The sequence below is a fragment of the Pseudomonas sp. MYb60 genome, from assembly GCF_002979555.1.
Lineage (GTDB): Bacteria > Pseudomonadota > Gammaproteobacteria > Pseudomonadales > Pseudomonadaceae > Aquipseudomonas.
On the sequence record NZ_PCOZ01000008.1, the window covers coordinates 216,522 to 240,847 of the forward strand.

General features: G+C 61.8%; 24 protein-coding genes. 14 read left to right on the forward strand and 10 right to left on the reverse strand.

Going from position 1 to position 24,326, the window contains the following annotated elements:
• Positions 1 to 79: 79 nt before the first annotated feature.
• Positions 80 to 2,443 (reverse strand): hybrid sensor histidine kinase/response regulator, encoded by a 2,364-nt coding sequence (locus CQ041_RS16040; RefSeq protein WP_105523410.1) that lies wholly within the window; start codon positions 2,441 to 2,443, stop codon positions 80 to 82.
• On the reverse strand, positions 2,428 to 2,655 hold the full coding sequence (locus tag CQ041_RS26200; protein WP_146116068.1) for a hypothetical protein: 228 nt from the start codon (positions 2,653 to 2,655) through the stop codon (positions 2,428 to 2,430). The genes CQ041_RS16040 and CQ041_RS26200 overlap by 16 nt, the downstream gene beginning before the upstream one ends.
• Before the next feature lie 63 nt (positions 2,656 to 2,718).
• Here CQ041_RS26200 and CQ041_RS16045 point away from each other — a divergent pair, with 63 nt between their 5' ends.
• The 4 genes from CQ041_RS16045 to CQ041_RS16060 all read left to right on the forward strand — a co-directional run bounded on the left by CQ041_RS16045 (position 2,719) and on the right by CQ041_RS16060 (position 6,239).
• Complete coding sequence (locus CQ041_RS16045; RefSeq protein ID WP_105523411.1) at positions 2,719 to 3,516, forward strand: hydroxymethylpyrimidine/phosphomethylpyrimidine kinase; 798 nt, start codon at positions 2,719 to 2,721, stop codon at positions 3,514 to 3,516.
• Positions 3,517 to 3,534: 18 nt separating this feature from the next.
• Positions 3,535 to 4,158, forward strand: a complete 624-nt coding sequence (gene thiE, locus CQ041_RS16050; RefSeq protein ID WP_105523412.1) for a thiamine phosphate synthase — start codon at positions 3,535 to 3,537, stop codon at positions 4,156 to 4,158.
• Positions 4,159 to 4,175: 17 nt separating this feature from the next.
• Entirely contained in the window at positions 4,176 to 5,459 is a 1,284-nt protein-coding gene (gene hemL, locus CQ041_RS16055; RefSeq protein WP_105523413.1) for a glutamate-1-semialdehyde 2,1-aminomutase, read from the forward strand.
• Positions 5,460 to 5,684: 225 nt separating this feature from the next.
• On the forward strand, positions 5,685 to 6,239 hold the full coding sequence (locus tag CQ041_RS16060; protein ID WP_105523414.1) for a tetratricopeptide repeat protein: 555 nt from the start codon (positions 5,685 to 5,687) through the stop codon (positions 6,237 to 6,239).
• A gap of 118 nt (positions 6,240 to 6,357) precedes the next feature.
• Here the strand turns inward: CQ041_RS16060 and CQ041_RS16065 are convergent, their stop codons facing one another.
• Positions 6,358 to 6,684, reverse strand: coding sequence for a DUF1820 family protein (locus CQ041_RS16065; protein ID WP_003194436.1), 327 nt, complete (start codon positions 6,682 to 6,684; stop codon positions 6,358 to 6,360).
• Between the two features lie 131 nt (positions 6,685 to 6,815).
• On the opposite strand from CQ041_RS16065, the gene miaB reads away from it, so the two are divergent.
• The 5 genes from miaB to lnt all read left to right on the forward strand — a co-directional run bounded on the left by miaB (position 6,816) and on the right by lnt (position 12,243).
• Positions 6,816 to 8,144: a tRNA (N6-isopentenyl adenosine(37)-C2)-methylthiotransferase MiaB gene (gene miaB, locus CQ041_RS16070; protein WP_105523415.1), complete on the forward strand. Its 1,329-nt coding sequence runs from the start codon at positions 6,816 to 6,818 to the stop codon at positions 8,142 to 8,144.
• Positions 8,145 to 8,374: 230 nt separating this feature from the next.
• The gene (locus CQ041_RS16075; RefSeq protein WP_105523416.1) at positions 8,375 to 9,379 is read left to right on the forward strand and encodes a PhoH family protein; all 1,005 of its coding nucleotides are present in this window, start codon (positions 8,375 to 8,377) and stop codon (positions 9,377 to 9,379) included.
• Positions 9,372 to 9,830 carry an rRNA maturation RNase YbeY gene (gene ybeY / locus CQ041_RS16080; protein ID WP_105523417.1) on the forward strand — a complete coding sequence of 153 codons (459 nt, stop codon included), beginning with the start codon at positions 9,372 to 9,374 and terminating at the stop codon, positions 9,828 to 9,830. The genes CQ041_RS16075 and ybeY overlap by 8 nt, the downstream gene beginning before the upstream one ends.
• A 41-nt stretch (positions 9,831 to 9,871) precedes the next feature.
• The gene (locus tag CQ041_RS16085; RefSeq protein ID WP_005791724.1) at positions 9,872 to 10,711 is read left to right on the forward strand and encodes an HlyC/CorC family transporter; all 840 of its coding nucleotides are present in this window, start codon (positions 9,872 to 9,874) and stop codon (positions 10,709 to 10,711) included.
• An 8-nt stretch (positions 10,712 to 10,719) separates the two neighbouring features.
• Positions 10,720 to 12,243: an apolipoprotein N-acyltransferase gene (gene lnt / locus CQ041_RS16090; RefSeq protein WP_105523418.1), complete on the forward strand. Its 1,524-nt coding sequence runs from the start codon at positions 10,720 to 10,722 to the stop codon at positions 12,241 to 12,243.
• A 62-nt stretch (positions 12,244 to 12,305) separates the two neighbouring features.
• On the opposite strand, the gene CQ041_RS16095 is transcribed toward lnt, so the two are convergent.
• Positions 12,306 to 13,067, reverse strand: coding sequence for a YdcF family protein (locus CQ041_RS16095; protein WP_105523419.1), 762 nt, complete (start codon positions 13,065 to 13,067; stop codon positions 12,306 to 12,308).
• A 90-nt stretch (positions 13,068 to 13,157) separates the two neighbouring features.
• The gene (locus tag CQ041_RS16100) at positions 13,158 to 13,475 is read right to left on the reverse strand and encodes a hypothetical protein (RefSeq protein WP_105523420.1); all 318 of its coding nucleotides are present in this window, start codon (positions 13,473 to 13,475) and stop codon (positions 13,158 to 13,160) included.
• A 260-nt stretch (positions 13,476 to 13,735) separates the two neighbouring features.
• Here CQ041_RS16100 and leuS point away from each other — a divergent pair, with 260 nt between their 5' ends.
• The 5 genes from leuS to CQ041_RS16125 all read left to right on the forward strand — a co-directional run bounded on the left by leuS (position 13,736) and on the right by CQ041_RS16125 (position 19,779).
• The gene (leuS, locus tag CQ041_RS16105; protein WP_105523421.1) at positions 13,736 to 16,342 is read left to right on the forward strand and encodes a leucine--tRNA ligase; all 2,607 of its coding nucleotides are present in this window, start codon (positions 13,736 to 13,738) and stop codon (positions 16,340 to 16,342) included.
• Between the two features lie 88 nt (positions 16,343 to 16,430).
• The gene (gene lptE, locus CQ041_RS16110) at positions 16,431 to 17,036 is read left to right on the forward strand and encodes an LPS assembly lipoprotein LptE (protein WP_105523422.1); all 606 of its coding nucleotides are present in this window, start codon (positions 16,431 to 16,433) and stop codon (positions 17,034 to 17,036) included.
• A 39-nt stretch (positions 17,037 to 17,075) separates the two neighbouring features.
• Complete coding sequence (gene holA / locus CQ041_RS16115; protein WP_105523423.1) at positions 17,076 to 18,113, forward strand: DNA polymerase III subunit delta; 1,038 nt, start codon at positions 17,076 to 17,078, stop codon at positions 18,111 to 18,113.
• A gap of 114 nt (positions 18,114 to 18,227) precedes the next feature.
• Positions 18,228 to 18,392: an alternative ribosome rescue factor ArfA gene (arfA, locus tag CQ041_RS16120; RefSeq protein WP_003176285.1), complete on the forward strand. Its 165-nt coding sequence runs from the start codon at positions 18,228 to 18,230 to the stop codon at positions 18,390 to 18,392.
• Positions 18,393 to 18,453: 61 nt separating this feature from the next.
• Positions 18,454 to 19,779, forward strand: a complete 1,326-nt coding sequence (locus tag CQ041_RS16125; RefSeq protein ID WP_105523424.1) for a lytic murein transglycosylase — start codon at positions 18,454 to 18,456, stop codon at positions 19,777 to 19,779.
• Between the two features lie 119 nt (positions 19,780 to 19,898).
• On the opposite strand, the gene CQ041_RS16130 is transcribed toward CQ041_RS16125, so the two are convergent.
• From CQ041_RS16130 to CQ041_RS16150, 5 genes are all read right to left on the reverse strand, one after another.
• On the reverse strand, positions 19,899 to 20,819 hold the full coding sequence (locus CQ041_RS16130; protein WP_105523425.1) for an LD-carboxypeptidase: 921 nt from the start codon (positions 20,817 to 20,819) through the stop codon (positions 19,899 to 19,901).
• A 151-nt stretch (positions 20,820 to 20,970) separates the two neighbouring features.
• Positions 20,971 to 21,972, reverse strand: coding sequence for a lipoyl synthase (lipA, locus tag CQ041_RS16135; RefSeq protein WP_017735632.1), 1,002 nt, complete (start codon positions 21,970 to 21,972; stop codon positions 20,971 to 20,973).
• Positions 21,973 to 21,998: 26 nt separating this feature from the next.
• The gene (gene lipB / locus CQ041_RS16140) at positions 21,999 to 22,646 is read right to left on the reverse strand and encodes a lipoyl(octanoyl) transferase LipB (protein WP_105523426.1); all 648 of its coding nucleotides are present in this window, start codon (positions 22,644 to 22,646) and stop codon (positions 21,999 to 22,001) included.
• On the reverse strand, positions 22,646 to 22,921 hold the full coding sequence (locus tag CQ041_RS16145) for a DUF493 domain-containing protein (RefSeq protein WP_105523427.1): 276 nt from the start codon (positions 22,919 to 22,921) through the stop codon (positions 22,646 to 22,648). Before CQ041_RS16145 ends, lipB begins: the two co-directional genes overlap by 1 nt.
• An 83-nt stretch (positions 22,922 to 23,004) precedes the next feature.
• The gene (locus CQ041_RS16150) at positions 23,005 to 24,162 is read right to left on the reverse strand and encodes a D-alanyl-D-alanine carboxypeptidase family protein (RefSeq protein ID WP_105523428.1); all 1,158 of its coding nucleotides are present in this window, start codon (positions 24,160 to 24,162) and stop codon (positions 23,005 to 23,007) included.
• Positions 24,163 to 24,326 lie beyond the last annotated feature (164 nt).

The window sequence follows — 24,326 nt, forward strand, 5'->3', positions numbered from 1 at the left end:
AGAAAAAAGGCCCACATCCATTGAGGCCGGTTTTTTCAGTTAAGCACCGCCTCACCGCTTAAAAAAGCGACATACCCGCCTAATGTCCGGCGCTTTCACCCTCAAGCGGACACAGCAAACGGCGTTCGAGCACCGCCTGCAAGGCCTCGAACCGCACAGGCTTGGCCAGTCGATCCGTGACGCCGATACCGTGGCAGTGCTCGCGATCCGAGACATGCATCGACGCACTCAAGGCGATCACCGGCAATTCGCCGCAGTCCGGCAGCGCACGCATCTGACAGCACAACGAGAAACCGCCTTCCAGAATATCCAGCACTACCGCATCGAAATGCTCGCCCTGCAGCGCCGCCAAGGCGTTCGGTGCGCTGTCGACGGCTCTCACCCGGTAACCGAGCTTGAGCAACATGCCGCGCACCACCAACTGGCCACTGTTTTCCACCAGCAACACCGTGCAGTCTCGGGGCGTGCGATGCCGATCGCTGCCCGGGTTCGGCTCAGGCAAGGCCGGAGTGACATCAACGTCCAATTGGAAACGGCTGCCTTTGCGCGGCTCGGAATGATGGGTGAGGTGCCCCCCCAGCAACTCGATCAACTGCCGGCAGATTGCCAAGCCGATGCCCAGGCCGCCGTATTCACGGGTCGTCGAGCCGTCGAGCTGGAAGAAACGCTGGTAGAGCGTGGCCTCGTCCAGGAAAGCGAAGCCAATGCCGGTGTCATCGACGATAAAACTCAGGTGCAGGCGACCGTCACTGCGTGACACGCCCATCACCCGCAGGCGCACCGAGCCTTCATGGGTGAACTTCAGCGCGTTGTCCAGCAGGCAATCCAGGCATTGGAGCAACTTGTCGACATCCCCCACCACGCGGTCCGGCAACTCGTGCGCGACGTCCATGGAAAACGCCAGGCCCTTGGCCTGGGCGCTGGCGCTGAACTGTTGGCGCAGCACGTCCAGGGTACCGCGCAGGCTGAACGCCTGGGGCTGGGCACTCAGGCGCCCGGCCTGCAGTTCGGTGAGGGTGAGGATGCCGTTGACCATGCGCATCATGTCCCGCGCCGAACCGGCGGCCGTTTGCTGGTAATGCGCCAGGTCGGCATTCAGGGGCACGGTCTGCATCAGTTCCAGGGAACCGATGACGCCGTTCATGGGGGTGCGCAATTCATGGGTCAGCGTGGCGAGGAATTCATCCTTGAGCCGGTTACTGCGGGCCAGCTGCTGGTTGAGCACTTCGAGTTTCTGGCTGGCGTCGAACAGGATCTGCGCCTGTTGCTCGCGCATGGCATTGATACGGTCAGCCAGGGCCAGGGACAGCAGCGCCACCTCAATCGCCGAGCCGATCTGGCTGGCGTACATGGTCAGGAACACGTTGGGCAGGTAACCCAGCACCATCAGCGTGTTCACCACCCCACCCAGCAGGAACGCCGACCAGGCAATGATGAAATAGCGGGCCACCCGCTGGCCGCAGTACCAGGCCTTGATAGCGGCGACGAAGATGGTCACGGTAAACACCAGCGCCAGGCCGGTGGCCAGACGCAGCGCCAGGGCGTAGCTGGTCATCAGCGACAGAAGCATCACCACGCCGCCGCACGCCACCAGCGCCAGCAACAGGCGATTGATCCAGCGGCTGTGCTCGGCGGTGTTCAGGAAGCTGCGCGCAAACAGGCTGCCGAACAACGCCGCCGCACCGATCAGGAACGGCGTCGCGGCATTCGCCCACCACGGGTTGTCCGGCCAGAAATACTCCACCGCCGCGCCGTTGACCGACAACTGGTACATGCCGAACGAGGCGATATAAAAGATGTAATAGAGGTAACTGGTGTCGCGCACGCTGAGGTAGATGAACAGGTTGTAGACCAGCATCCCCAGCAGCACGCCATAAATCAGGCCCAATACATAGAGGCGCAACGGCTGTTGCTCAAGGTATTCGGTGCTGGACCATAACGTCAGCGGGGCCTGGATCGAGCCCTCGCTTTGCAGGCGCAGGTAGACGGTCTTCGCCTCGCCTGGGGAGAAATCGACCTTGAAAAGATAGTTGTTCTGTCGGATCTCACGCGCGGAAAACGGCAGGGCGTCCCCGGTGCGCCCGGCCAGGCGATAGACGCCGGCGCTGTCAGGCAGGTACAGGTCAAGGTGATCGAGGGGCGGATACGCCAGTTCCAGCAACCAGGTGCGTTGGGCCTGGGCATTGCTGGGCAGGTACTGCAAGTTGACCTTGAGCCAGAATACCGAGCGTGAATAGCCGGCATTGAGGGTGTCTTTGTCGTGGGGCTTGAACTGCACGGCGGCGGAAGGCGCGCTGACATCGGCGATGGTCAGGGCGTCGGTCGGGTCTTCGAGCACCTGCATGGCTCGGCCCAGCGGCAAGCTGCGGGTGTCCTGGTCGAACTCGATGGCGCTGGCGAACATCGGTAGCCCGCACAACAATAAAATCAGCAAATAGCGCATAAAGCCCCAGCGTCGCCTGCCCGGTTAATGTCAAAAAGCCCCCCATTCCTTTTGAGAAGACGTACACCGGCAATACATAAGTGGTTTGGATCCACTTTAGCATAGCCGGTAAAGGCCATTGGACACCATTGAAATAATTTTTTGAAAGGCTCTAGAACGCGGTTTTCAGCGATTTCCACGCGCTCTTTTGGAATGCTGAAACCTTCAAGCACCGAGCAAAATCCGGCTGCGCCCAACAGCCACGCCAAAAGCGTTTGGTGGTAAGCTCGCGCACCATGAATATCTACAGCTCACGCCCTGTTGTCCTCTGTCTCTCCGGCCACGACCCCAGTGGTGGCGCCGGCCTGCAGGCAGATATCGAAGCCCTGCTCGCCCAAGGCTGTCATGCGGCCCCCGCCGTCACCGCCCTGACCGTGCAGAACACCGTCAACGTCAGCGATTTCCGCGTGCTCGACCGCGAGTGGGTACTGGCCCAGGCCAATGCCGTACTCGGCGACTCCGAGGTGGCGGCGGTCAAGCTGGGCATGCTCGGCTCCACCGCCATGGTGGACACTGTGGTCGAACTGCTGCAGGCGCACCCGCACCTGCCAGTGGTGTGCGACCCGGTACTGCGCGCCGGCGGCGGCGGTAGCCTGGGCAAGGACGAAGTCGGCTTTGCGATGCGTGAACGCTTGTTCCCGCTGTCGCTGATCGCCACGCCGAACCTGCCTGAAGCACGCATTCTCGCAGAGTTGCCCGAAGGCACCGCAGACGAATGCGCCGACAAACTGCTGCCGTTTATCAAGCACCTGCTGATCACCGGCGGCCATGGCGACGAGCATGAAGTGCACAACCGTTTCTACAGCCGCAACGGCACGCGCCAGACCTTTACCTGTCAGCGCCTGCCCGGCAGCTATCACGGTTCGGGCTGTACGCTGGCGAGTGCGTTGTCCGGTCGGATTGCCCAGGGCGAAGCCTTGGTGAGCGCCGTGCAATCGGCCCTCAACTACACTTGGCGCACCCTGCGTGACGCTGAACAACTCGGCCAGGGCCAGTTCGTGCCGCGCCGGTTGCCGCTGGATTTCTGCTCTTAAGACCAAGAGGCCTGCCCGATGAAACTACGTGGCCTTTACGCCATCACCGACAGCCAACTGTTGGCCGGCAAATTCCTCGCCTATGTCGAAGCGGCGCTGGACGGTGGCGTAACCCTGTTGCAGTACCGCGACAAAAGCAGCGACGACGCCCGGCGCCTGCGTGAAGCCGAAAAACTGCGGGAGCTGTGCTCGCGCTACACCACCCAGTTGATCATCAACGACGACGCCGAATTGGCTGCGCGCCTGGGCGTCGGCGTCCACCTGGGCCAGACCGACGGCCCGCTGACCCCGGCCCGTGCGCTGCTCGGTTCGAAGGCGATCATCGGCGCCACCTGCCACAGCCAGATCGAACTGGCTGAGCAGGCCGCGCGTGAGGGCGCGAGCTACGTCGCCTTCGGCCGCTTCTTCAACTCCACCACCAAGCCTGGCGCACCGGCGGCCACGCTCGAGATGCTGGCCGAGGCGCGCACGCGCCTGCACCTGCCCATCTGCGTGATCGGCGGCGTGACCCTGGAAAACGCCGAGCCGCTGGTGGCCCACGGCGCCGACCTGCTGGCCGTGGTCCACGGCCTGTTTGGTGCCGACACCACGCAAGAAGTGACGCGCCGCGCCCGCGCCTTCAACGACCTTCTTAAAATTTGATTTCAGAGAGCCCCAACATGTCCCGTTCCGAAACGCTGTTTGCCAATGCCCAGAAACACATCCCCGGCGGTGTGAACTCCCCCGTGCGTGCGTTCAAGAGCGTCGGTGGCACGCCGTTGTTCTTCAAGCATGCCGAAGGCGCCTACGTCACCGACGAAGATGACAAACGCTACGTGGACTACGTCGGCTCCTGGGGTCCGATGATCCTCGGCCACAGCCACCCGGACGTGCTGGACGCAGTGCGCAAGCAGTTGGAACACGGCCTGTCCTACGGCGCACCGACCGCCATGGAAACCGAGATGGCTGACCTGGTGTGCAGCATCGTGCCGTCGATGGAAATGGTGCGCATGGTCAGCTCCGGCACCGAAGCCACCATGAGCGCGATTCGCCTGGCCCGTGGTTTCACCGGCCGCGACAGCATCATCAAGTTCGAAGGCTGCTACCACGGCCACTCCGACAGCCTGTTGGTGAAGGCGGGGTCCGGCCTGCTGACCCAAGGCGTGCCAAGCTCGGCCGGTGTACCGGCGGCGTTCGCCAAGCACACCCTGACCCTGCCGTTCAACGACATTGCCGCCGTCGAGCAGATGCTCAATGAAGTGGGCCAGGACGTGGCCTGCATCATCGTCGAGCCGGTAGCTGGCAACATGAACTGCGTACCGCCGGCGCCAGGCTTCCTCGAAGGCCTGCGCGAACAGTGCGACAAACACGGCGTGGTGCTGATTTTCGACGAAGTGATGACCGGTTTCCGTGTCGCCCTGGGCGGCGCCCAGGCGTACTACGGCGTCACGCCGGACCTGAGCACCTTCGGCAAGATCATCGGTGGCGGCATGCCGGTGGGCTGCTTCGGCGGCAAGCGCGCAATCATGCAGCACATCGCGCCACTGGGCCCGGTGTACCAGGCCGGCACCTTGTCCGGCAACCCGCTGGCCATGGCCGCCGGCCTCACGACCCTGCGCCTGATCAGCCGCCCGGGTTTCCACGCCGAGCTGACCGACTACACCACACGCCTGCTGGACGGTCTGCAAGAGCGCGCCGATGCGGCCGGCATCCCGTTTGTGACCACGCAAGCGGGCGGCATGTTCGGCCTGTACTTCAGCGGCGCCGACGACATCGTGACGTTCGATGACGTGATGGGCAGCGATGCCGATCTGTTCAAGCGCTTCTTCCACTTGATGCTGGAAGGCGGCGTGTACCTGGCGCCCAGTGCATTCGAAGCCGGCTTCACCTCGATCGCCCATGGCGAGGCCGAGTTGAAACTGACCCTGGACGCTGCCGAGCGTGCTTTCGCCGCGCTGAAATAATCGGTCGCAAAAAACAGACACTGCCGCCGCGGTGTCTGTTTTGCTACTTTGCCTACAGAGATTTCCGACTTTTTTCGAGAATTTACCTGCAATCGGGCAGATAACTTGCCCAACCAGCAGAAAAACGAGTAAAGACTTTGTAAGCAGAGGCCTGCTTATTTCATAATGCGCGCTTATTGGATCCCACGAGGGTCCGCGTGCCCCGTCAGAGGTAAGTCGATTCCCATGAAACGCACCGGCCGCACCCTGGTTCTGGGCTGCCTGTTGCTCCTTCAGCCGCTGCTGGCACATGCACAAGCAGGCGGCAACTCGTTGTTAATCCCAGCGATGGGTCGTTGCACCCTCAATACCCAGCCAGACAGTCAGGCCGAAGCCTTGAGCGCGTGCCAGAAACAGGCGGACGGCGGGGATGCGCAGGCGCAATACGAGTTGGGCGAGTACTTCCACGACAGCAAGAACCCCGCCCGCGACCTCAACAAAGCCTTGAGCTACTTCGAGAAAGCCTCGTTGCAGGGCCACGCTGAAGCCCAATTCAAACTGGGCACCATGTTCTTCCAGGGTGAAGGCGTACCGGCCAATAACGTCCAGGCCTACATCGTGCTGAAAATGGCGGCGGTCAACGGTGCCGAGGATGCGCTGGACACGGCCGACGAAGTCGCCGAACACATGCAGCGGGATGAATTGGAAGTGGCGACCCAGGTACTGGGCCAGATCTTCCGCAATTACCTGCAGGAATTGCAGAGTGCCGATGGGCGCTCGCCGTTTTCACCCCTGCCCTGAATTTATCTAAACCCTTCTTTCGTTATCGCAGGCATGCCAGCTCCTACAATCTGATGTGTGAATACATACAGGTGTCGGAGCTGGCTTGCCTGCGATGGACGCGACGCGGTCTGAAGCCCTACTTCTCAGGCATCGGCATCGGGAATGGCATCACATTGCTGGTGCCCCGCGCCTCGCTGATCTTCGGCGTCCCCAGACGCTCGACTTCGTCGATGCGCACAATCGAATGCATGGGCACAAAGCTGCGCACCACGCCTTCGAACTGGGCCTTGAGTTTCTCTTCGCCCGGATCGACGACCAATTGGGTGCGCTCGCCAAAGACGAATTCCTCGACTTCCAGAAACCCCCACAGATCACTTTGATAGATCTGCTTGGCGTACATCTCGAACACCTGGCCCTGGTTGAGGAAAATCACCTTGTAGATTGGAGCTTCACGTTTGGTCATGGTGGGCGAATAACACATTGGGGATATAAAAGAGGGCGCGAACTATAGCATGGCACCCGATGCACAACGCTAGGAACCAATGGGCATGCCCCCTATAATGCGCGGTTCTTTACCACCAGTTGACGATTCCCATGGCCAAGAAGCTTTACATCGAAACCCACGGTTGCCAGATGAACGAGTACGACAGCTCGCGCATGGTCGACCTGCTGGGCGAACACCAGGCCCTGGAAGTCACCGCCCGCGCCGAAGATGCCGACGTGATCCTGCTCAATACCTGCTCGATCCGCGAGCGGGCCCAGGACCGTGTGTACTCCCAGCTGGGCCGCTGGCGCGAATTGAAACTGGCCAACCCGGACATGGTCATCGCCGTCGGGGGTTGCGTGGCCAGCCAGGAAGGCGCGGCGATCCGCGATCGCGCGCCCTATGTCGACGTGGTCTTCGGCCCGCAGACCCTGCACCGCCTGCCGGAGATGATCGACGCCGCGCGCATCACCAAGTTGCCACAGGTGGACGTGTCGTTCCCCGAAATCGAAAAATTCGACCACTTGCCCGAGCCGCGCATCGACGGTCCGAGCGCCTATGTGTCGGTGATGGAAGGTTGCAGCAAATACTGCACCTTCTGCGTGGTGCCCTACACCCGCGGCGAAGAAGTCAGCCGGCCGTTTGACGACGTGCTGGCGGAAATCATTCACCTGGCCGAAAACGGCGTGCGTGAAGTCACCCTGCTGGGCCAGAACGTCAACGGCTATCGCGGCTTGACCGACGACGGCCGCCTGGCCGATTTGGCGGAGCTGATCCGCGTGGTCGCGGCCGTGGACGGTATCGAGCGCATTCGCTACACCACCTCGCACCCGCTGGAGTTCTCCGACAGCCTGATCCAGGCCCACGCCGACGTGCCGGAGCTGGTCAAGCACCTGCACTTGCCGGTGCAGTCGGGTTCGGACCGCATCCTCGCGGCGATGAAGCGCAATCACACGGCCCTGGAGTACAAGTCCAAGCTGCGCAAACTGCGCGCGGCAGTGCCGGGTATCTGCATCAGCTCGGACTTTATCGTCGGTTTCCCCGGCGAGACCGAGAAAGACTTCCAGCAGACCATGAAGTTGATCGAAGACGTCGGTTTCGACTTCTCATACTCGTTCGTCTACAGCCAGCGCCCCGGCACCCCGGCGGCCGACCTGCTGGACGAAACCCCGGAAGCGCTGAAAAAAGAGCGCCTCAATGCGCTGCAGCACCGCCTGAACCAGCAAGGTTTTGAGATCAGCCGACAAATGGTCGGGTCGATCCAGCGCATCCTGGTCACCGACTATTCGAAGAAAGACCCCGGCGAACTGCAAGGCCGTACCGAGAACAACAGAATCGTCAACTTCCGTTGCGATAATCCGACGCTGATCGGCCAGTTTGCCGAGGTGCACATCGACGCGGCGCAACCGCACTCGCTACGGGGCTCGTTGATCAACTGATCCCTGTGGACAAATGAAGATCAACAGGTGGGGCTGGCTTGCCTGCGATAGCGGTGTAACAGCCAGCATCTATTCAGGATGTGCCGGCCCTATCGCAGGCAAGCCAGCTCCCACAGGGGTTCTTCATTGGTCTGGAGAGTGATGCCAGCCCATTTAAGTGCTTTCGCACACCGGCCACTGGCGTTATTCTCTATTTCACTTAAACAGCCAAAGGGCGGCTAAAAGCGACCTTGAACGCACCCATCGTAGAACCCCATCGTTTTATCCTCGAGCCGTTTGAGGCTCCCCGTTTCGCCAACCTGTGCGGACAGTTCGACGAGCACTTGCGCCTGATCGAACAACGCCTGGGCATCGAGATTCGCAACCGCGGCAATCAGTTCGAGCTCATTGGTGAGGCCCCGCACACAAAATCTGCAGAAAACCTGCTGCGCCGTCTCTACCGCGAAACCAAGGGTAGCGAGCTGACGCCAGAAACCGTGCACCTGTATTTGCAGGAATCGGCTGTGGAAGACTTGGCCAACAACCCTGTCGCCGAAGCCAGCGTGGCCCTGCGCACCAAAAAAGGCATGATTCGTCCAAAGGGCTTGAATCAGCAGAAGTACGTCAAGGCCATCCTCGGTAACGATATCAATTTTGGCATCGGCCCCGCCGGTACCGGCAAGACCTACCTGGCCGTGGCCTGTGCAGTGGATGCCCTTGAGCGCGAGCAAGTGCGCCGCATCCTGCTGGTCCGCCCGGCAGTCGAAGCGGGCGAAAAGCTCGGCTTCCTGCCCGGCGACCTGGCACAGAAGATCGACCCGTACCTGCGCCCGCTCTACGACGCACTGTACGAGATGCTTGGCTTTGAATACGTGGCCAAGCTGATCGAGCGCCAAGTGATCGAGATCGCCCCGCTGGCCTACATGCGCGGCCGCACCTTGAGCAACAGTTTCATCATCCTCGACGAGAGCCAGAACACGACGGTCGAGCAGATGAAGATGTTCCTGACCCGCATCGGGTTCGGCTCCACGGCCATTATCACCGGCGACATTACCCAGGTTGACCTGCCCAAGGGCACCAAGTCGGGCTTGGGCCATGTGATTGAAGTGCTCAAGGATGTGCCGGGGATCAGCTTCACGCACTTCTCGCCCAAGGACGTGGTGCGCCACCCGCTGGTGCAGCGCATTGTCGAAGCCTACGAGCGTTTCGAACACCGCGACGATGGCCTCTCCAAGGACGTTCGCCGCGATGCTTGAGCTTGACCTGCAACTGGCCACCGAAGCGCCCGCCCCCAGTGAAGAACAGTTCCGCCAATGGTGTGCCCTGGCCCTGCGCCAGCGCACCGCCGACTCGGAACTGACCATTCGTCTGGTGGACGAAGCCGAAGGCCGTGAACTGAACCACACCTGGCGCCAGAAAGACTACGCGACCAATGTGCTGTCCTTCCCCGCCGACGTACCGGACGAGCTGCTGGATATCCCGTTGCTGGGTGACCTGGTCATCTGCGTCGAGGTGGTCGAGCGCGAGGCGAAGGAACAAGGCAAGGAACTAGAAGCCCACTGGGCCCATCTAGTCATCCACGGCTGCTTGCATCTCTTGGGTTACGACCATATAGACGATGACGAAGCCGAGGAAATGGAAACACTGGAACAAACGTTGCTTGCAGAATTGGGTCATCCGGACCCCTACGCCGACGACGAAGCTTAAAAACACTCAACTGTAACAACAAAGGATTCAGAGTAATCGCTATGAGCGAAGACCGATCGAGCAACGGGCAGAAGTCATGGCTGGGTAAATTGACCCAGGCTTTTGCCCACGAGCCGAAAAACCGCCAGGAGCTGCTGGAGCTGCTGCGCGAGGCCCATCAGAACAAGTTGCTGGACAGCGAAGCGCTGGCCATCGTCGAAGGCGCCATCCAGGTGGCTGACCTGCAAGTGCGCGATATCATGGTCCCGCGCTCGCAGATGATCAGCATCAAGGCGACCCAGACCCCACGGGAATTCCTCCCGGCCGTGATCGACTCGGCGCATTCGCGCTACCCGGTCATCGGTGAAAGCCATGACGACGTCATGGGCGTCCTGCTGGCCAAGGACCTGCTGCCGCTGATCCTTAAAGAGAACGGCGACAGTTTCAACATCAAGGACCTGCTGCGTCCGGCCACCTTCGTGCCCGAATCCAAGCGCCTGAACGTGCTGCTGCGTGAATTCCGCGCCAACCACAATCACATGGCCATCGTGATCGACGAATACGGCGGCGTGGCGGGCCTGGTGACCATCGAAGACGTACTGGAACAGATCGTCGGCGACATCGAAGACGAGCACGACGTCGAAGAAGACAGCTACATCAAGCCGCTGCCAAGCGGTGACTTCCTGGTCAAGGCCCTGACGCCGATCGAGAACTTCAACGAGTTCTTCGACAGCGAGTTCTCCGACGACGAATTCGACACCGTCGGCGGCCTGGTGATGAGTGCGTTCGGGCACCTGCCCAAGCGTAACGAAACCACCGAGATTGGCGCCTACCGTTTCCGCATCCTGAATGCGGACAGCCGTCGTATCCACCTGATCCGCCTGACCCCTATTGCTCGCTAAGGAATGACATGCAGCGCCTAACCCGCCCCGGCTGGCCCGGTAATTTGCTGGCCGTGGTGGCCGGCGCCATCACCACCCTGGCGTTGGCGCCGTTCGACCTGTGGCCGTTTGCGCTGCTGGCGGTAGGATTGTTCTATGTCGGGCTGCGGGAGCTGACACCACGCCAGGCCTTGGGCCGTGGCTGGTGTTTCGGTTTCGGCCTGTTCGGCGCCGGCACCAGTTGGATCTACTACAGCATCCACCACTTCGGCGGCGCTTCGGTGCTGCTGGCGGGTTTCCTGATGCTGCTGTTTACCGCCGCCATCGCCTGGTTCTTCGCCCTGCCGGCGTGGTTGTGGGCGCGCTGGCTGCGGCGCAATGAGGCACCACTGGCGGATGCGCTGACGTTTGCCGCGCTGTGGGTGGGCCAGGAAGCGTTTCGCGGCTGGTTCCTCACCGGTTTCCCATGGCTGTACTCTGGCTACAGCCAACTCGACGGCCCACTTTCCGGCCTCGCGCCATTGGGCGGCATGTGGCTGATTTCCTTTGCCCTGGCCCTCACCGCCGCCCTGCTGTGCAACGTACCGCGCCTGCTGGCCGGCAAACGCAACGCCTTTATCGGCGCCGGCCTGGTGCTGCTGGTAGCGCCATGGGCCATCGGCCTGGCGCTCAAGCAGCATGCCTGGACCGCACCGTCCGGCGACCCACTGAGCGTGGCCGCCATCCAGGGCAATATCGAACAAAGCATGAAGTGGGACCCGGAGCAGCTCAACGCCCAGTTGGCGCTGTACCGCGACATGAGTTTCACCTCCAAGCGCGTCGATTTGCTGGTATGGCCGGAAACCGCCGTGCCGGTGCTCAAGGAGTCGGTGGAAGGCTACCTGGGCATGATGGGCAAGTTCGCCGCCGACCGGCACACCGCGCTGATCACCGGCGTGCCGATCCGTCAGGAAGTGCACCACCAGAAACGCTACTTCAACGGTATCACCGTGGTGGGCGAAGGCGACGGCACCTACCTCAAGCAAAAACTCGTACCCTTCGGCGAGTACGTGCCGCTGCAGGACATGCTGCGCGGGCTGATCGCCTTCTTCGACCTGCCCATGTCCGATTTCGCCCGCGGCCCCGCCGACCAGGCCATGCTCCAGGCCAAGGGTTACCAGATTGCGCCGTTCATCTGCTACGAAGTGGTCTACCCGGAATTCGCCGCCGGCCTGTCAGCCCAGAGCGACTTGCTGCTGACCATCAGCAACGACACCTGGTTCGGCCGCTCCATCGGCCCGCTGCAACACCTGCAAATGGCGCAGATGCGTGCATTGGAGGCCGGCCGCTGGATGATTCGGGCCACCAACAATGGCGTCACTGGCTTGATCAACCCGTTTGGGCAGATCACCGCGCAGATCCCACAGTTCGAACGCGGCATTCTTTACGGTGAAGTAGTGCCGATGCACAACCTCACGCCGTATCTGCAGTGGCGGTCGTGGCCGTTGATTATCGTGTGTGTGCTGTTGTTTGGCTGGGCGCTGCTCGCATCCCGCATGTCCAAGACTGTCTAACAGACCAACACAAAACCAAATGTGGGAGGGGCCTTGCCCCCTCTCACATTTGCCCTGCGATGCTATTTATAAAATAGTCGATACCCCACCTGCCCCACCGCTTCATTGATCAATTGTCCGCTCTGCCACACTGACTTGAACTCCGGCATCCAACCGCCCAGTGGTCGGGCATTGTCCGCCACCAGGAAGCCCACCGGCGCAGGCACCACCTCAAAGCCCGCCTGCTCAAAGCTCCACACGGCTCGCGGCATATGCCAGGCCTGGGTCACCACTGCCACACGCTTGATGCCTTGGGGCAGCAGAATGGCGGCGCTCATCTGCGCGTTTTCCCAAGTGGTCCGGCTGCCCTCCTCCTTCCAACGAACGGCGACGCCGAAATCCTCCCGCATCGACACCGCCATCAGCTCGGCCTCACTCGGCGGTGTGCCGTAATGCAAGCCGCCACTGGTGAGTACCGGCAGCCCGGAAGCCTTGGCCAGCCGCGCCGCATATCGCTGGCGTTCCAGGCCTACGCCGGTGGGCTGGTCGCTGCCCCAGGCCGGGTCTGCGCGCTCGCGTCCCGAGCCCAGTACCACGATGGCATCGGCACGCTGGGCCAGGGTCGCCCACTCCTCAAGCGCCAGTGGCGGCTCGGTCTGCAACAACTGCGCGCCCCCTGCAACCACGGCGGGCAGGCTGATCAGCCACATGCCGCCAAACCCCAGCACAAAGCAGCCACTCGCCAGGCGCGGGTGGCGTCGACGCAACCACCAGGCAAGTGCCAGCAGCAGCAGGAACACGCCCGGGGGCAGGAGTAGTTGTTTGAGGAAGTAACGAATAGGCATCGGGCATCTCCAAAGATGCCCGAAGCCTAAGGTGTAACGGGGTTTAACGACAATCTCTACGGTGACATGGTGTTGCTTTGGGGGAGTGAATTACGTGTAGCGGGCGGACCGGAGCTTTTCCGGGCCACGACCGGCCGACAAGTCCTTGAGCCACACCACTTTGGCGGAATGCGTAGGCCCCTTGGCTGGCGGGGTTGCCACCCAGGGAGGCGCATCGCGCCCATTGCGTTCCAGGTAAGCCTTGATCAGTTCCAGCTCCGCACGGCTCAAGCCGCGCAGTTCCAACTCGACAGGCCGTTCATCACGCAATCGGCCTGCGGTTCTTGCTGCGTCCAATGCACGACCCAATCGGTCGATCAGTCCTTCGTAGATATCCGGTTTCGTTGCGATTCGCTGCGATTCAACCATCCCCTCACCTCATTGAAGAAAGACTTGCTCCCCAATAAACAGCGTAGTCCCCGTGGCTGCGCACGTCTGGCGCTGCGACAGACGGCCCTGCCTGCGCAATCAGGGTTTCCCTCGATAGAGTGGGGTCATGTATGCTACGGCGCTTCCTGTAACTCCACTTCCCGCAGGGTCTGGGCACGGACGCGCCGCTTTCCGGTGTCGATCAAGCCAAGCCTGCACCGAAGAGGATTAGGCCACCCCTATTCAGTTCAAAAGTAGCCATGCACGAACAATATCAGCCCCGTGAAATAGAAAATGCCGCCCAAACCTTCTGGGACGAGCAAAAGTCCTTTGAAGTCAGTGAACAGCCAGGCAAGGAGACTTACTACTGCCTATCGATGTTCCCTTACCCCAGCGGCAAGCTACACATGGGGCACGTGCGCAACTACACCATCGGCGACGTGATTTCCCGCTACCAGCGCATGCAAGGCAAGAACGTCCTGCAACCCATGGGTTGGGACGCCTTCGGCATGCCGGCGGAAAACGCCGCGATGAAAAACAACGTAGCGCCCGCCAAGTGGACCTACGAAAACATCGCCTACATGAAAAACCAGCTGCGCAGCCTCGGCCTGGCGGTGGACTGGTCCCGCGAAGTCACCACCTGCAAGCCGGACTACTACCGCTGGGAACAATGGCTGTTCACTCGCCTGTTCGAAAAAGGTGTGATCTACAAGAAAAGCGGCACCGTGAACTGGGACCCGATCGACCAGACCGTCCTGGCCAACGAGCAGGTGATCGACGGTCGCGGCTGGCGTTCCGGCGCGCTGATCGAAAAGCGCGAAATCCCGATGTATTACTTCAAGATCACCGCCTACGCGGATGAGCTGCTGTCGAGCCTCGACGACCTGCCGGGCTGGCCTGAACAGGTCAAGACCATGCAGCGCAACTGGATCGGCAAGTCCAAGGGCATGGAAGTGCAGTTCCCCTACAACGTCGATTCGATCGGCGAAGCGGGCGCACTCAAAGTCTTTACCACCCGTCCGGACACCCTGATGGGCGCGACCTACGTCGCCGTGGCCGCCGAGCACCCGCTGGCCACCCAGGCTGCACAGAACAATCCTGAACTGCAGGCGTTCATCGCCGAATGCAAAGGCGGCAGCGTGGCCGAAGCCGACGTAGCCACCCAGGAGAAAAAAGGCCTGCCGACCGGCCTGTTCGTTGAACACCCATTGACTGGCGAAAAGCTGCCCGTCTGGGTCGCCAACTACGTGCTCATGCACTACGGCGATGGCGCAGTAATGGCTGTGCCGGCTCACGACGAGCGCGATTTCGAATTCGCCACCAAGTACAGCCTGCCGATCAAATCCGTGGTACGCACCAGCTCGGGCGACACCAACCCGGCCCCATGGCAAGACGCCTACGGCGAGCACGGCACCCTGATCAACTCCGGCGAGTTCGACGGCCTGGACTTCCAGGGCGCTTTCGATGCGATCGAAGTTGCACTGGTCAAGAAGAACCTGGGCGCTTCGCGCACTCAGTTCCGCCTGCGCGACTGGGGCATCAGCCGCCAGCGCTACTGGGGCTGCCCGATCCCGATCATTCACTGCGAAAGTTGTGGCGACGTGCCAGTACCGGAAGACCAACTGCCGGTCGTCCTGCCGGAAGACGTTGTGCCGGACGGCGCCGGTTCGCCGCTGGCGCGCATGCCCGAGTTCTATGAGTGCAGCTGCCCGAAATGCGGCCAGCCTGCCAAGCGTGAAACCGACACCATGGACACCTTCGTCGAGTCCTCGTGGTACTACGCCCGCTACGCCTCGCCGCACTACGAGGGTGGCCTGGTGGAAAAATCTGCAGCCGACCATTGGTTGCCGGTGGATCAGTACATTGGCGGCATCGAACACGCCATTCTTCACCTGCTGTACGCGCGCTTCTTCCACAAGCTGATGCGCGACGAAGGCCTGGTGAGTTCCGACGAACCGTTCAAGAACCTGCTGACCCAGGGCATGGTGGTCGCCGAGACCTACTATCGCCGCGAAGCCAACGGCGCCTTTACCTGGTTCAACCCGGCCGATGTCGAGCTTGAGCGCGACAGCAAGGCCAAGGTCATCAGCGCCAAGCTGATCGCCGACGGCCTGCCGGTGGAAATCGGCGGCACCGAGAAGATGGCCAAGTCGAAGAACAACGGCGTCGACCCTCAGTCGATGATCGACCAGTTCGGCGCCGACACTTGCCGCCTGTTCATGATGTTCGCCTCGCCGCCGGACATGAGCGCCGAATGGTCCGACTCCGGCGTCGAAGGGTCGCACCGTTTCCTCAAGCGCGTCTGGCGCCTGGCACACGCCCATGTGAGCCAAGGCCTGCCGGGCACGCTGGACGTGGCCGCGCTGAGCGACGAGCAGAAACTGATTCGCCGCAGCACCCACCTGGCCATCAAGCAAGCCAGCCAGGACGTGGGCCAGAACCACAAGTTCAACACCGCCATCGCTCAGGTGATGACGCTGATGAACGTGCTGGAAAAAGCGCCGCAAGCCACCGAGCAGGACCGCGCACTGATACAGGAAGGCCTGGAAACGGTCACCCTGCTGCTGGCACCGATCACGCCGCACATCAGCCACGACCTGTGGGCCCGCCTGGGTCACAGCGGCGCCGTCATCGACGCCGCCTGGCCAAAACAGGATGACAGCGCCCTGGTGCAGGACACGCTGCAACTGGTGATCCAGGTCAACGGCAAGCTGCGCGGCCAGATCGACATGCCGGCCACCGCCAGCCGTGAAGAGGTCGAGGCGGCTGCCCGGGTCAACGAGAATGTGCTGCGCTTTACCGAAGGCCTGACGATCCGCAAAGTGATCGTGGTGCCCGGCAAACTGGTCAATATCGTCGCTAGCTAATCGGATCGGGCGCGGGGCTCACGCTCCGCGCCGAACAAAGCCTTCAGGGCCTCGATAAGGCCCACATGGTTTCAAGGGGAGCAACACAATGATCAAACGCAATCTGCTGGTGATAGGCCTTGCCGTAATGCTGAGCGCCTGCGGCTTTCAGCTGCGCGGTACCGGCACCAACGAAATGACGATCAAGGAAATGGACGTCAGTGCCCGCGACGCCTACAGCGAAACCGTGAAACAGCTGCGTCAGGTCCTGGAAAACAGCGGCGTTCACGTCTACACCGGCGCGACCTACAAGCTGTACCTGGCCGACGAAAAACAAACCCAGCGCAACCTGAGCTACGCCAGCGCCGGGCGTGCGTCCGATATCGAACTGAGCAACGAGCTCTTTTTCGAAATCCAGGGCCGCGATCATCTGCCGCTGCTGACCGACACCATCCAGGTGCAGAAAGTCGTGAGCCACGACGGCAACAACCTGGTGGGTTCGGACTCCGAGTCCCTGCAAGTGCGTAAGGAAATGCGCCGTGAACTGGTACAACGCATGGTGCTGCGCCTGTCGATGCTGACCCCTCAGCAACTGGAAACCCTGCAGCAACGTGCCGACGAAAAGGCCAGGGCTGACGCCGAAGCGCTGAAAGCCGCGCAAGAGTACGAAGACAACACGCCGAAACAATCGCCTGTTGAAGTCCCTGCCGAGTAAGCCAGACGGGGCGCCCCAGGCGCCCCGTTCGCCCCGCCTATGAAACTCGCCCCCGCCCAACTCGCCAAACACCTGCAAGGTGGCCTCGCGCCTGTCTATATCGTCAGCGGTGACGACCCGCTGTTGTGCCAGGAAGCCGCCGACGCCATCCGCAGCGCCGCCCGCCAACAAGGTTTCGATGAACGCCAGGTGTTCGCCGCCGACGCCAGTTTTGACTGGGGCACGCTGCTGCAGGCCGGTGCGAGCATGTCGCTGTTTGCCGAAAAACGTCTGCTGGAACTGCGCCTGCCTTCGGGCAAGCCTGGGGACAAAGGCGCGGCAGCCCTGATGGAATACTGCTCGCGGCCCGCCGAAGACACGGTATTGCTGATCAGCTTGCCCAAGCTCGACGGCAGCGCGCAGAAGACCAAGTGGGGCAAGGCGCTGGTGGAAGGCACGCAGACCCAGTTCATCCAGATCTGGCCGGTGGACAGCAATCAACTGCCGCAGTGGATTCGCCAGCGCCTGTCCCAATCGGGGTTGTCTGCCACGCAGGATGCGGTGGAACTGATCGCCGCCCGGGTCGAAGGCAACCTGCTGGCTGCCGCCCAGGAGATCGAAAAGCTCAAGCTGATGGCCGAAGACGGGCAGATCACCGTCGAAACCGTGCAAGGCGCGGTGGCCGATAGCGCGCGCTTTGATGTGTTCGGGCTGGTGGATGCGATCCTCAACGGCGAACCTGCCCACGCCCTGCGCATGCTTGAAGGCCTGCGCGGCGAGGGTGTGGAGCCGCCGGTGATTCTCTGGGCGCTGGCCCGCGAGTTGCGAGTGCTGGCCAATATTGCCTTGCAGTACAGCCAGGGCACGCCGCTGGACAAGTGCTTCAGCCAGGCCCGCCCGCCCGTGTGGGACAAGCGCAAACCACTGATGAGCAAAGCCCTGCAACGGCACTCGGCGCAACGCTGGGCGCAGCTGTTGCTTGAGGCGCAGCGTATTGACGCGCAAATCAAGGGCCAGGCAGCGGGTTCACCATGGATGAGCTTGAGCCGCTTGTCGTTATTGATGGCCGGGCAGCGCCTGACCCTTCCTGCTGAATAACGCCTCTCTCAAACACAGTGGATCGCATTTACATTGCCTGAAATTTGACGGCCTTTACAGCCATTCAATTTCGGCAGATTATTTGCACCGTTCCCACCCACGCGAGTAAAAACCATGAGCAAAAAGCCATCCAAGCATGGCCCCAACAAGGCCAAATCCATCATTGCCCAGCCACTGTTCCGCAGCCGTCAGGAACGCGCCGGCAAGGGCAAAGGCAGCTACCGCCGCGAAGCCTTCCAGTCTAATAGCTGGGAGGCTTCTTACTTTCTGGCTGCCTGAAGGCAAGCGCCCCTCCGGCATGATAAGGTCTGCACCTGATTGGTAATCCCTGGACCTGTGCATGCCCTCTAGTCTTTCCCATCGTTGGCACCTTCGCCAATTGATCGCTGCCTCCAGCCTCATTCTGCTCGTCGCCTGCGCGGAGAAGCCTACCGCTGCCGACGCCCAGCCGCTGCCCAAGCTCCAGACCGCACCGGTCGCGGCCCCTGCTGTCGTGGCACCCCTGGCGGTGGACAACCTGGACATCCAGCCCACCCAGACCTTTGCCGAATGGCAGGCGGGCTTCCGCGAACAAGCGTTGAGCGCCGGGATCACTCCCGCAGTCTTTGATACTGCATTCGCCAACGTCAGCCCCGACATGGCGGTGATTCGCGCCGACCGCAGCCAGCCGGAGTTTTCCCGCCCGGTGTGGGAATACCTCAACGGCGCCCTGTCGCCACTGCGGGTACGCAATGGCCAGGCGTTGCTGATCAAGCACGCCGATATCCTGCAGAGTATCGAACAACGTTATGGCGTCGACCGCCAGGCGCTGGTGTCGGTATGGGGCATGGAAAGCAACTTCGGCCAGTTCCAGGGCAACAATTCGGTGATCCGCTCCCTGGCAACGCTGGCCTACGAAGGCCGCCGCCCGGCGTTTGCCCAGGCGCAATTGCTGGCGGCGCTGCAGATCATCCAGCACGGCGATATCCCGGCTGACCAGATGAAAGGCTCCTGGGCCGGTGCCATGGGCCAGACCCAATTCATCCCGACCACTTACAACACCCACGCCGTAGATTTCGATGGCGATGGCCGTCGCGACATCTGGAACAGCCCGGCCGATGCCCTCGCCTCCACCGCCCACTACCTGCAAAGCTCCGGCTGGCAGAAAGGCCAGCCGTGGGGCTTTGAAGTGAGTCCACTGCCCACGAACTTCGACTTCGCCCTGGCCGATGGCAGCGTGCGCAAGCCGGTCGCTGAATGGCTGCAACTGGGCATCCAATTGCCACCCGGCGCGAGCCTGCCACCCAACGTCGAGCAACTGTCCGCCGCCCTGCTGCTGCCTGCCGGCTACCGTGGCCCGGCGTTCCTGGTGCTGGATAACTTCCGCGCAATCCTCAAATACAACAACTCCTCGTCCTATGCGCTGGCCGTTGGCTTGCTCTCTGAACGCTTTGGCGGTGGTGGCGTGATTCGTGGCGCGTGGCCAACAGATGAGCTGCCGCTGAGCCGTTCCCAGCGTATCGACCTGCAAACCGCGCTGAACGCCAACGGCTATGACGCGGGCAACCCGGATGGGATTATCGGCGCCAATACGCGCAAGGCGATTCGTGCGGCGCAGCAAGCGCAGGGCTGGCCGGCGGATGGTTTTCCAACGGTGAAGCTGCTGGAGTCATTGCAGAACCGTTAGATCGGCTTATGGCGACTGTCGCTATCGGGGGCAAGCCCCCTCCCACATTTGACTGTATTCAAAAATCAAAGTGCGGGAGGGGGCTTGCCCCCGATGACGGCATCACAAACAACAGTTTTTCAGGGTTTGAACACCACATCCTGCTCCAACACCAACCGCTGCTCCCCCGCATCCAGCCGCACCAACGCGCCCATCGGCAGTGTCAGGTTCGGGTCGCAATGCCCGCTGCGCCACCCGGACAGCACCGGAACGCAGAGTGGCTCGAAGGTTTGCTTGAGCAGGCGCTCCAACGCCAACGTATCCACCCCCGCCACATCCCCCACCAACACACCGGCGACCTGCGCCAACTTGCCTGCCAGGCGCAAATGCGTCAGCAGGCGGTCGATGCGGTAGAGGGGCTCGTTGACGTCTTCGATCAACAGGATGATGCCTTCGGCGTCAATCTCGTAAGGCGTGCCCATGACCGCCGCGATCATCGACAGGTTACCCCCCAGCAAGCGCCCACAGGCGATGCCAGGGGCAATCGTCGTCAGTGGGTAGGCCACCGGGTGCGCCAGCAGGCTACCGGCGACGAGATCGCCGCGCAGCATACTGAGCAGTGAAGACTCGGTCGGCGGCTGCTTGTCCCCCAGCAGGTCGGCATTGAGCATCGGACCGTGGAAGGTCACAAAACCGGCGTAGCGGCTGATGGCCAGGTGCACGGCCGTGATGTCGCTGTAGCCGACAAACGGCTTGGGATGGGCGCGCAGCAGGTCGAAATCGATGCTGTCCAGCAGGCGTGGCGTGCCGTAGCCGCCGCGCAGGCAGAAGATCGCATCAATGTCGGGGTCGGAGAAGGCTTCGTGAAGGTCGGTGAGGCGGGTTTTATCGCTGCCGGCGAGATAGCCGTCGCGCTCGTAGACACCGGGGAAAATACGCAGGTCGTAACCACGGGCGCGCATCCAATGGCCGGCTTTTTCGACGTCCAGCGCAGCAGGGCCGGCGGGGGCGATCAGGGCGATAGTGCCCTCGGCACGCAATGCGGGTACGGCAGCGGTCATCCACGAATCTCCCTCACTGATGCGAAACGAAATGTGGGAGAGGGCTTGCCCCCGATGGCGGTGTATCAGCACCAGATCTACTGATCTGACACACCGCTATCAGAGGCAAGCCCCCTCCCACATTGGACCTGCGGTGCTGCTCAAATCGGTGTTACGAAACCAGGCTCGCCTTGACCAGCTTGGCCTGCTCATCGGCGTGGTACGACGAACGTACCAGCGGGCCCGATGCAACGTTCTTGAAGCCCATCTTGTAACCTTCCTCGGCGAACCAGGCGAAGGTGTCCGGGTGCACGAAACGCTGCACCGGCAAGTGACTGCGGGACGGTTGCAGGTACTGGCCCAGGGTCAGCATGTCGATGTCGTGTTCGCGCATGCGCTTCATGACTTCGATGACTTCTTCGTCGGTCTCGCCCAGGCCCAGCATCAGGCCGGATTTGGTCGGGATGTGCGGCATCATCTGCTTGAATTTCTGCAGCAGGGTCAGCGACCACTGATAGTCCGAACCCGGACGCGCGGCCTTGTACAGGCGCGGCACGGTTTCCAGGTTGTGGTTGAACACATCCGGCGGCTCGGCGGCGGTGATTTCCAGCGCCACGTCCATGCGGCCACGGTAGTCCGGGACCAGGGTTTCGAGCATGACGTTTGGCGACAGCTTGCGGATCTCGCGGATGCAGTCGGCAAAGTGCTGGGCACCGCCGTCACGCAGGTCGTCGCGGTCAACCGAGGTGATCACCACGTACTTGAGGCGCAGGTCGGCGATGGCGATGGCCAGGCTTTCCGGCTCGTTGACGTCCAGCGGCTTCGGCCGGCCGTGGCCAACGTCGCAGAACGGGCAACGACGGGTGCAGATGTCACCCATGATCATGAAGGTGGCGGTGCCGCCGGAGAAGCACTCGCCCAGGTTCGGGCAGGAGGCTTCTTCGCACACACTGTGCAGCTTGTGTTTGCGCAGCAGGGCCTTGATACGGTCGACTTCCGGCGAAACCGGGATGCGCACCCGAATCCAGTCGGGTTTCTTCGGCAGTTCGGTGGTCGGAATGATCTTCACCGGGATGCGTGCAACCTTCTCGGCGCCGCGCAGCTTGACGCCGGCTTCCACCTTGGCACGCGGGGCCGGGGCCGGACGGTCAGTAACGTCCACCGTCGGGATCATGGTTTGCACTGCATCAGTAGTCATAATCAGTCGATTCCGCCCGTAAGGGTCGTCTGCTCAGCATAGTCGAGGTGTTTGACGAGCTGCGCGCGCAGCCGGGCACTTACCTCGGCAAATTTAATCGGTGTGGCGTGGTCGCTCAGTTGGGTCATCGGCAGCCCGGCGTACCCGCACGGGTTGATCCGCCGGAACGGCGCCAGGTCCATGTCCACATTCAGGGCCAGGCCGTGAAACGAACAACCGTGACGAATGCGCAGCCCCAGGGACGCGATTTTCGCGCCGTCCACATACACACCGGGTGCATCGGGCTTGGCCGCGGCGCTCACGCCGTAGCTCGCCAGCAGCTCGATGAGGCAAGCCTCCATACGGCTGACCAGGTCGCGCACGCCAAAACCCAGCTTGCGCACGTCCAGCAACAGGTATGCGACAAGTTGTCCCGGGCCATGGTAAGTCACTTGGCCACCTCGGTCGACCTGCACCACCGGAATATCACCCGGCAACAGCAAATGCTCGGCCTTGCCAGCCTGGCCCTGGGTGAACACCGGCGGGTGTTCCACCAGCCAGATTTCATCCGGCGCCGTGCTGCCACGCTCATTGGTGAACCGCTGCATGGCGTGCCAGACGGGCTCATAGGCCATCTGGCCGAGCTCGCGAAAGCCCAGGACGCCTGGCATCAGAGCACCATGTGCACGAAGCCAGTGGCCCGCAGTTCGCTGTTGATGTTGTAGAGCTGGTCTTGATCAATCGCTACGATGTGCAATTGGATCGTGGTGTATTTGCCGGTCGAGCTGGAGCGCTCATCCACGCGTTGGTCGTTGATCGTCGCGTGCTTGCGCACGATTTCGAGGATCAGGTCTTTGCGGCCTACGCCGGTATCGCTGATCACCTTGATGGGATAGTCCACCACCGGGAATTCGATTTTCGGCGCCTTTACTTCGGTATCGGTCATGGCGTAACGGCCTCGTAAGCGTATGCCTTGGCGACGACAAAACCCCGCGTCGGTTCAACGCGGGGCCTTGCAGATGCACTGAATCAGTTGAACAAGCCGTAGAAGAATAGACGGATGCTATCCCACACGCGACGGAAGATACCACCTTCGTCGACAGCGTCCAGCGCGATCAGGTCGGCGCTGTGCACCACCTTGTCGTCCAGCTTCACTTCGACTTTACCGATCACGTCGCCCTTGGCGATGGGGGCAACCAGTTGCGGGTTCATGGTCATGCTGGCAGCGAGCTTTTTCAGCTGGCCTTTAGGCATGGTCAGGGTCAGGTCTTCAGCCAGGCCGGCTTTGACTTGGGCGGTAGCGCCTTTCCACACTGGCGCGGTCGCCAGCTCGGCACCCTTCTGATAGAAGGTCTGGGTTTCGAAGAAACGGAAACCGTAGGTCAGCAGCTTTTGCGTCTCGGCCGCACGGGCCTGCTCGCTATTGGTGCCGAAAACCACGGCAATCAGGCGCTGGCCATCACGGACAGCGGACGAAACCATGCAGTAGCCGGCCTCTTCGGTGTGGCCGGTTTTCAGACCGTCGACGGTCTTGTCGCGCCACAGCAGCAGGTTGCGGTTAGGCTGCTTGATGTTGTTCCAGAAGAACTCTTTCTGGGAGTAGATCGCGTAGTGAACCGGATCGACGCGGATGATCGCGCGGGCCAGGATCGCCATGTCGTGAGCCGAGGAGTAGTGCTCAGGGTTCGGCAGGCCGGTCGGGTTCATGAAGTGGCTGTTGGTCATGCCCAGGTCAGCCACAGTCTTGTTCATCATGTCGGCGAATGCGTCTTCGCTGCCGGCGATGTGCTCGGCGAGCGCCACGCTGGCGTCGTTGCCGGACTGGATGATGATGCCGTGCAGCAGGTCGCTCACGGTTACCTGCGAACCCACCTTGATGAACATGCGCGAACCGCCGGTACGCCAGGCGTTTTCGCTGACGGTCACCGGGTCGTTCTCGCCGATCTGGCCGCGACGGATTTCCAGGGTCGCGATGTAGGCGGTCATCAGCTTGGTCAGGCTGGCCGGCGGCAGGCGCTGGTCACCGTTGCTCTCTACCAGCACGTTGCCGCTGGCGGCGTCCATGAGGACCCAGGCCTTGGCAGCCAGTTGCGGGGAAGCCGGCACCATTTCAACCGCCCAGGCGGCCGGGGTGATGATCAGCGAAAGAAGCAGGCACGTGCGTTTGGCTAAGGTGGTGATGTTCATCCGTCTCTCGAAATTGCTTATGGAAACTTGCCCTCGCGGGCAAAACGTATTCAGACAGCCCGCTGCCAGGCTGTCACGTGTTCGGTTGCGCGCCCACCCCTTTCCCCGGGGTTCTTGTTATTCATCGAGCCGACAACCAGGGCCAGGCCCGCAGGCCCGTACCG

Coding starts and splice junctions, on each gene's coding strand:
- CQ041_RS16060 (WP_105523414.1), top strand. CDS start 5,685: ATGAAACGCACCGGCCGCACCCTGGTTCTGGGCTGCCTGTTGCTCCTT.
- lipA (WP_017735632.1), bottom strand. CDS start 21,972: ATGATCCCGACGGTGGACGTTACTGACCGTCCGGCCCCGGCCCCGCGT.
- lnt (WP_105523418.1), top strand. CDS start 10,720: ATGCAGCGCCTAACCCGCCCCGGCTGGCCCGGTAATTTGCTGGCCGTG.
- CQ041_RS16085 (WP_005791724.1), top strand. CDS start 9,872: ATGAGCGAAGACCGATCGAGCAACGGGCAGAAGTCATGGCTGGGTAAA.
- CQ041_RS16095 (WP_105523419.1), bottom strand. CDS start 13,067: ATGCCTATTCGTTACTTCCTCAAACAACTACTCCTGCCCCCGGGCGTG.
- miaB (WP_105523415.1), top strand. CDS start 6,816: ATGGCCAAGAAGCTTTACATCGAAACCCACGGTTGCCAGATGAACGAG.
- CQ041_RS16040 (WP_105523410.1), bottom strand. CDS start 2,443: ATGCGCTATTTGCTGATTTTATTGTTGTGCGGGCTACCGATGTTCGCC.
- hemL (WP_105523413.1), top strand. CDS start 4,176: ATGTCCCGTTCCGAAACGCTGTTTGCCAATGCCCAGAAACACATCCCC.
- CQ041_RS16125 (WP_105523424.1), top strand. CDS start 18,454: ATGCCCTCTAGTCTTTCCCATCGTTGGCACCTTCGCCAATTGATCGCT.
- CQ041_RS16145 (WP_105523427.1), bottom strand. CDS start 22,921: ATGACCGATACCGAAGTAAAGGCGCCGAAAATCGAATTCCCGGTGGTG.
- ybeY (WP_105523417.1), top strand. CDS start 9,372: ATGCTTGAGCTTGACCTGCAACTGGCCACCGAAGCGCCCGCCCCCAGT.
- lptE (WP_105523422.1), top strand. CDS start 16,431: ATGATCAAACGCAATCTGCTGGTGATAGGCCTTGCCGTAATGCTGAGC.
- arfA (WP_003176285.1), top strand. CDS start 18,228: ATGAGCAAAAAGCCATCCAAGCATGGCCCCAACAAGGCCAAATCCATC.
- CQ041_RS16130 (WP_105523425.1), bottom strand. CDS start 20,819: ATGACCGCTGCCGTACCCGCATTGCGTGCCGAGGGCACTATCGCCCTG.
- CQ041_RS16150 (WP_105523428.1), bottom strand. CDS start 24,162: ATGAACATCACCACCTTAGCCAAACGCACGTGCCTGCTTCTTTCGCTG.
- holA (WP_105523423.1), top strand. CDS start 17,076: ATGAAACTCGCCCCCGCCCAACTCGCCAAACACCTGCAAGGTGGCCTC.
- leuS (WP_105523421.1), top strand. CDS start 13,736: ATGCACGAACAATATCAGCCCCGTGAAATAGAAAATGCCGCCCAAACC.
- lipB (WP_105523426.1), bottom strand. CDS start 22,646: ATGCCAGGCGTCCTGGGCTTTCGCGAGCTCGGCCAGATGGCCTATGAG.
- CQ041_RS16100 (WP_105523420.1), bottom strand. CDS start 13,475: ATGGTTGAATCGCAGCGAATCGCAACGAAACCGGATATCTACGAAGGA.
- CQ041_RS16065 (WP_003194436.1), bottom strand. CDS start 6,684: ATGACCAAACGTGAAGCTCCAATCTACAAGGTGATTTTCCTCAACCAG.
- thiE (WP_105523412.1), top strand. CDS start 3,535: ATGAAACTACGTGGCCTTTACGCCATCACCGACAGCCAACTGTTGGCC.
- CQ041_RS16045 (WP_105523411.1), top strand. CDS start 2,719: ATGAATATCTACAGCTCACGCCCTGTTGTCCTCTGTCTCTCCGGCCAC.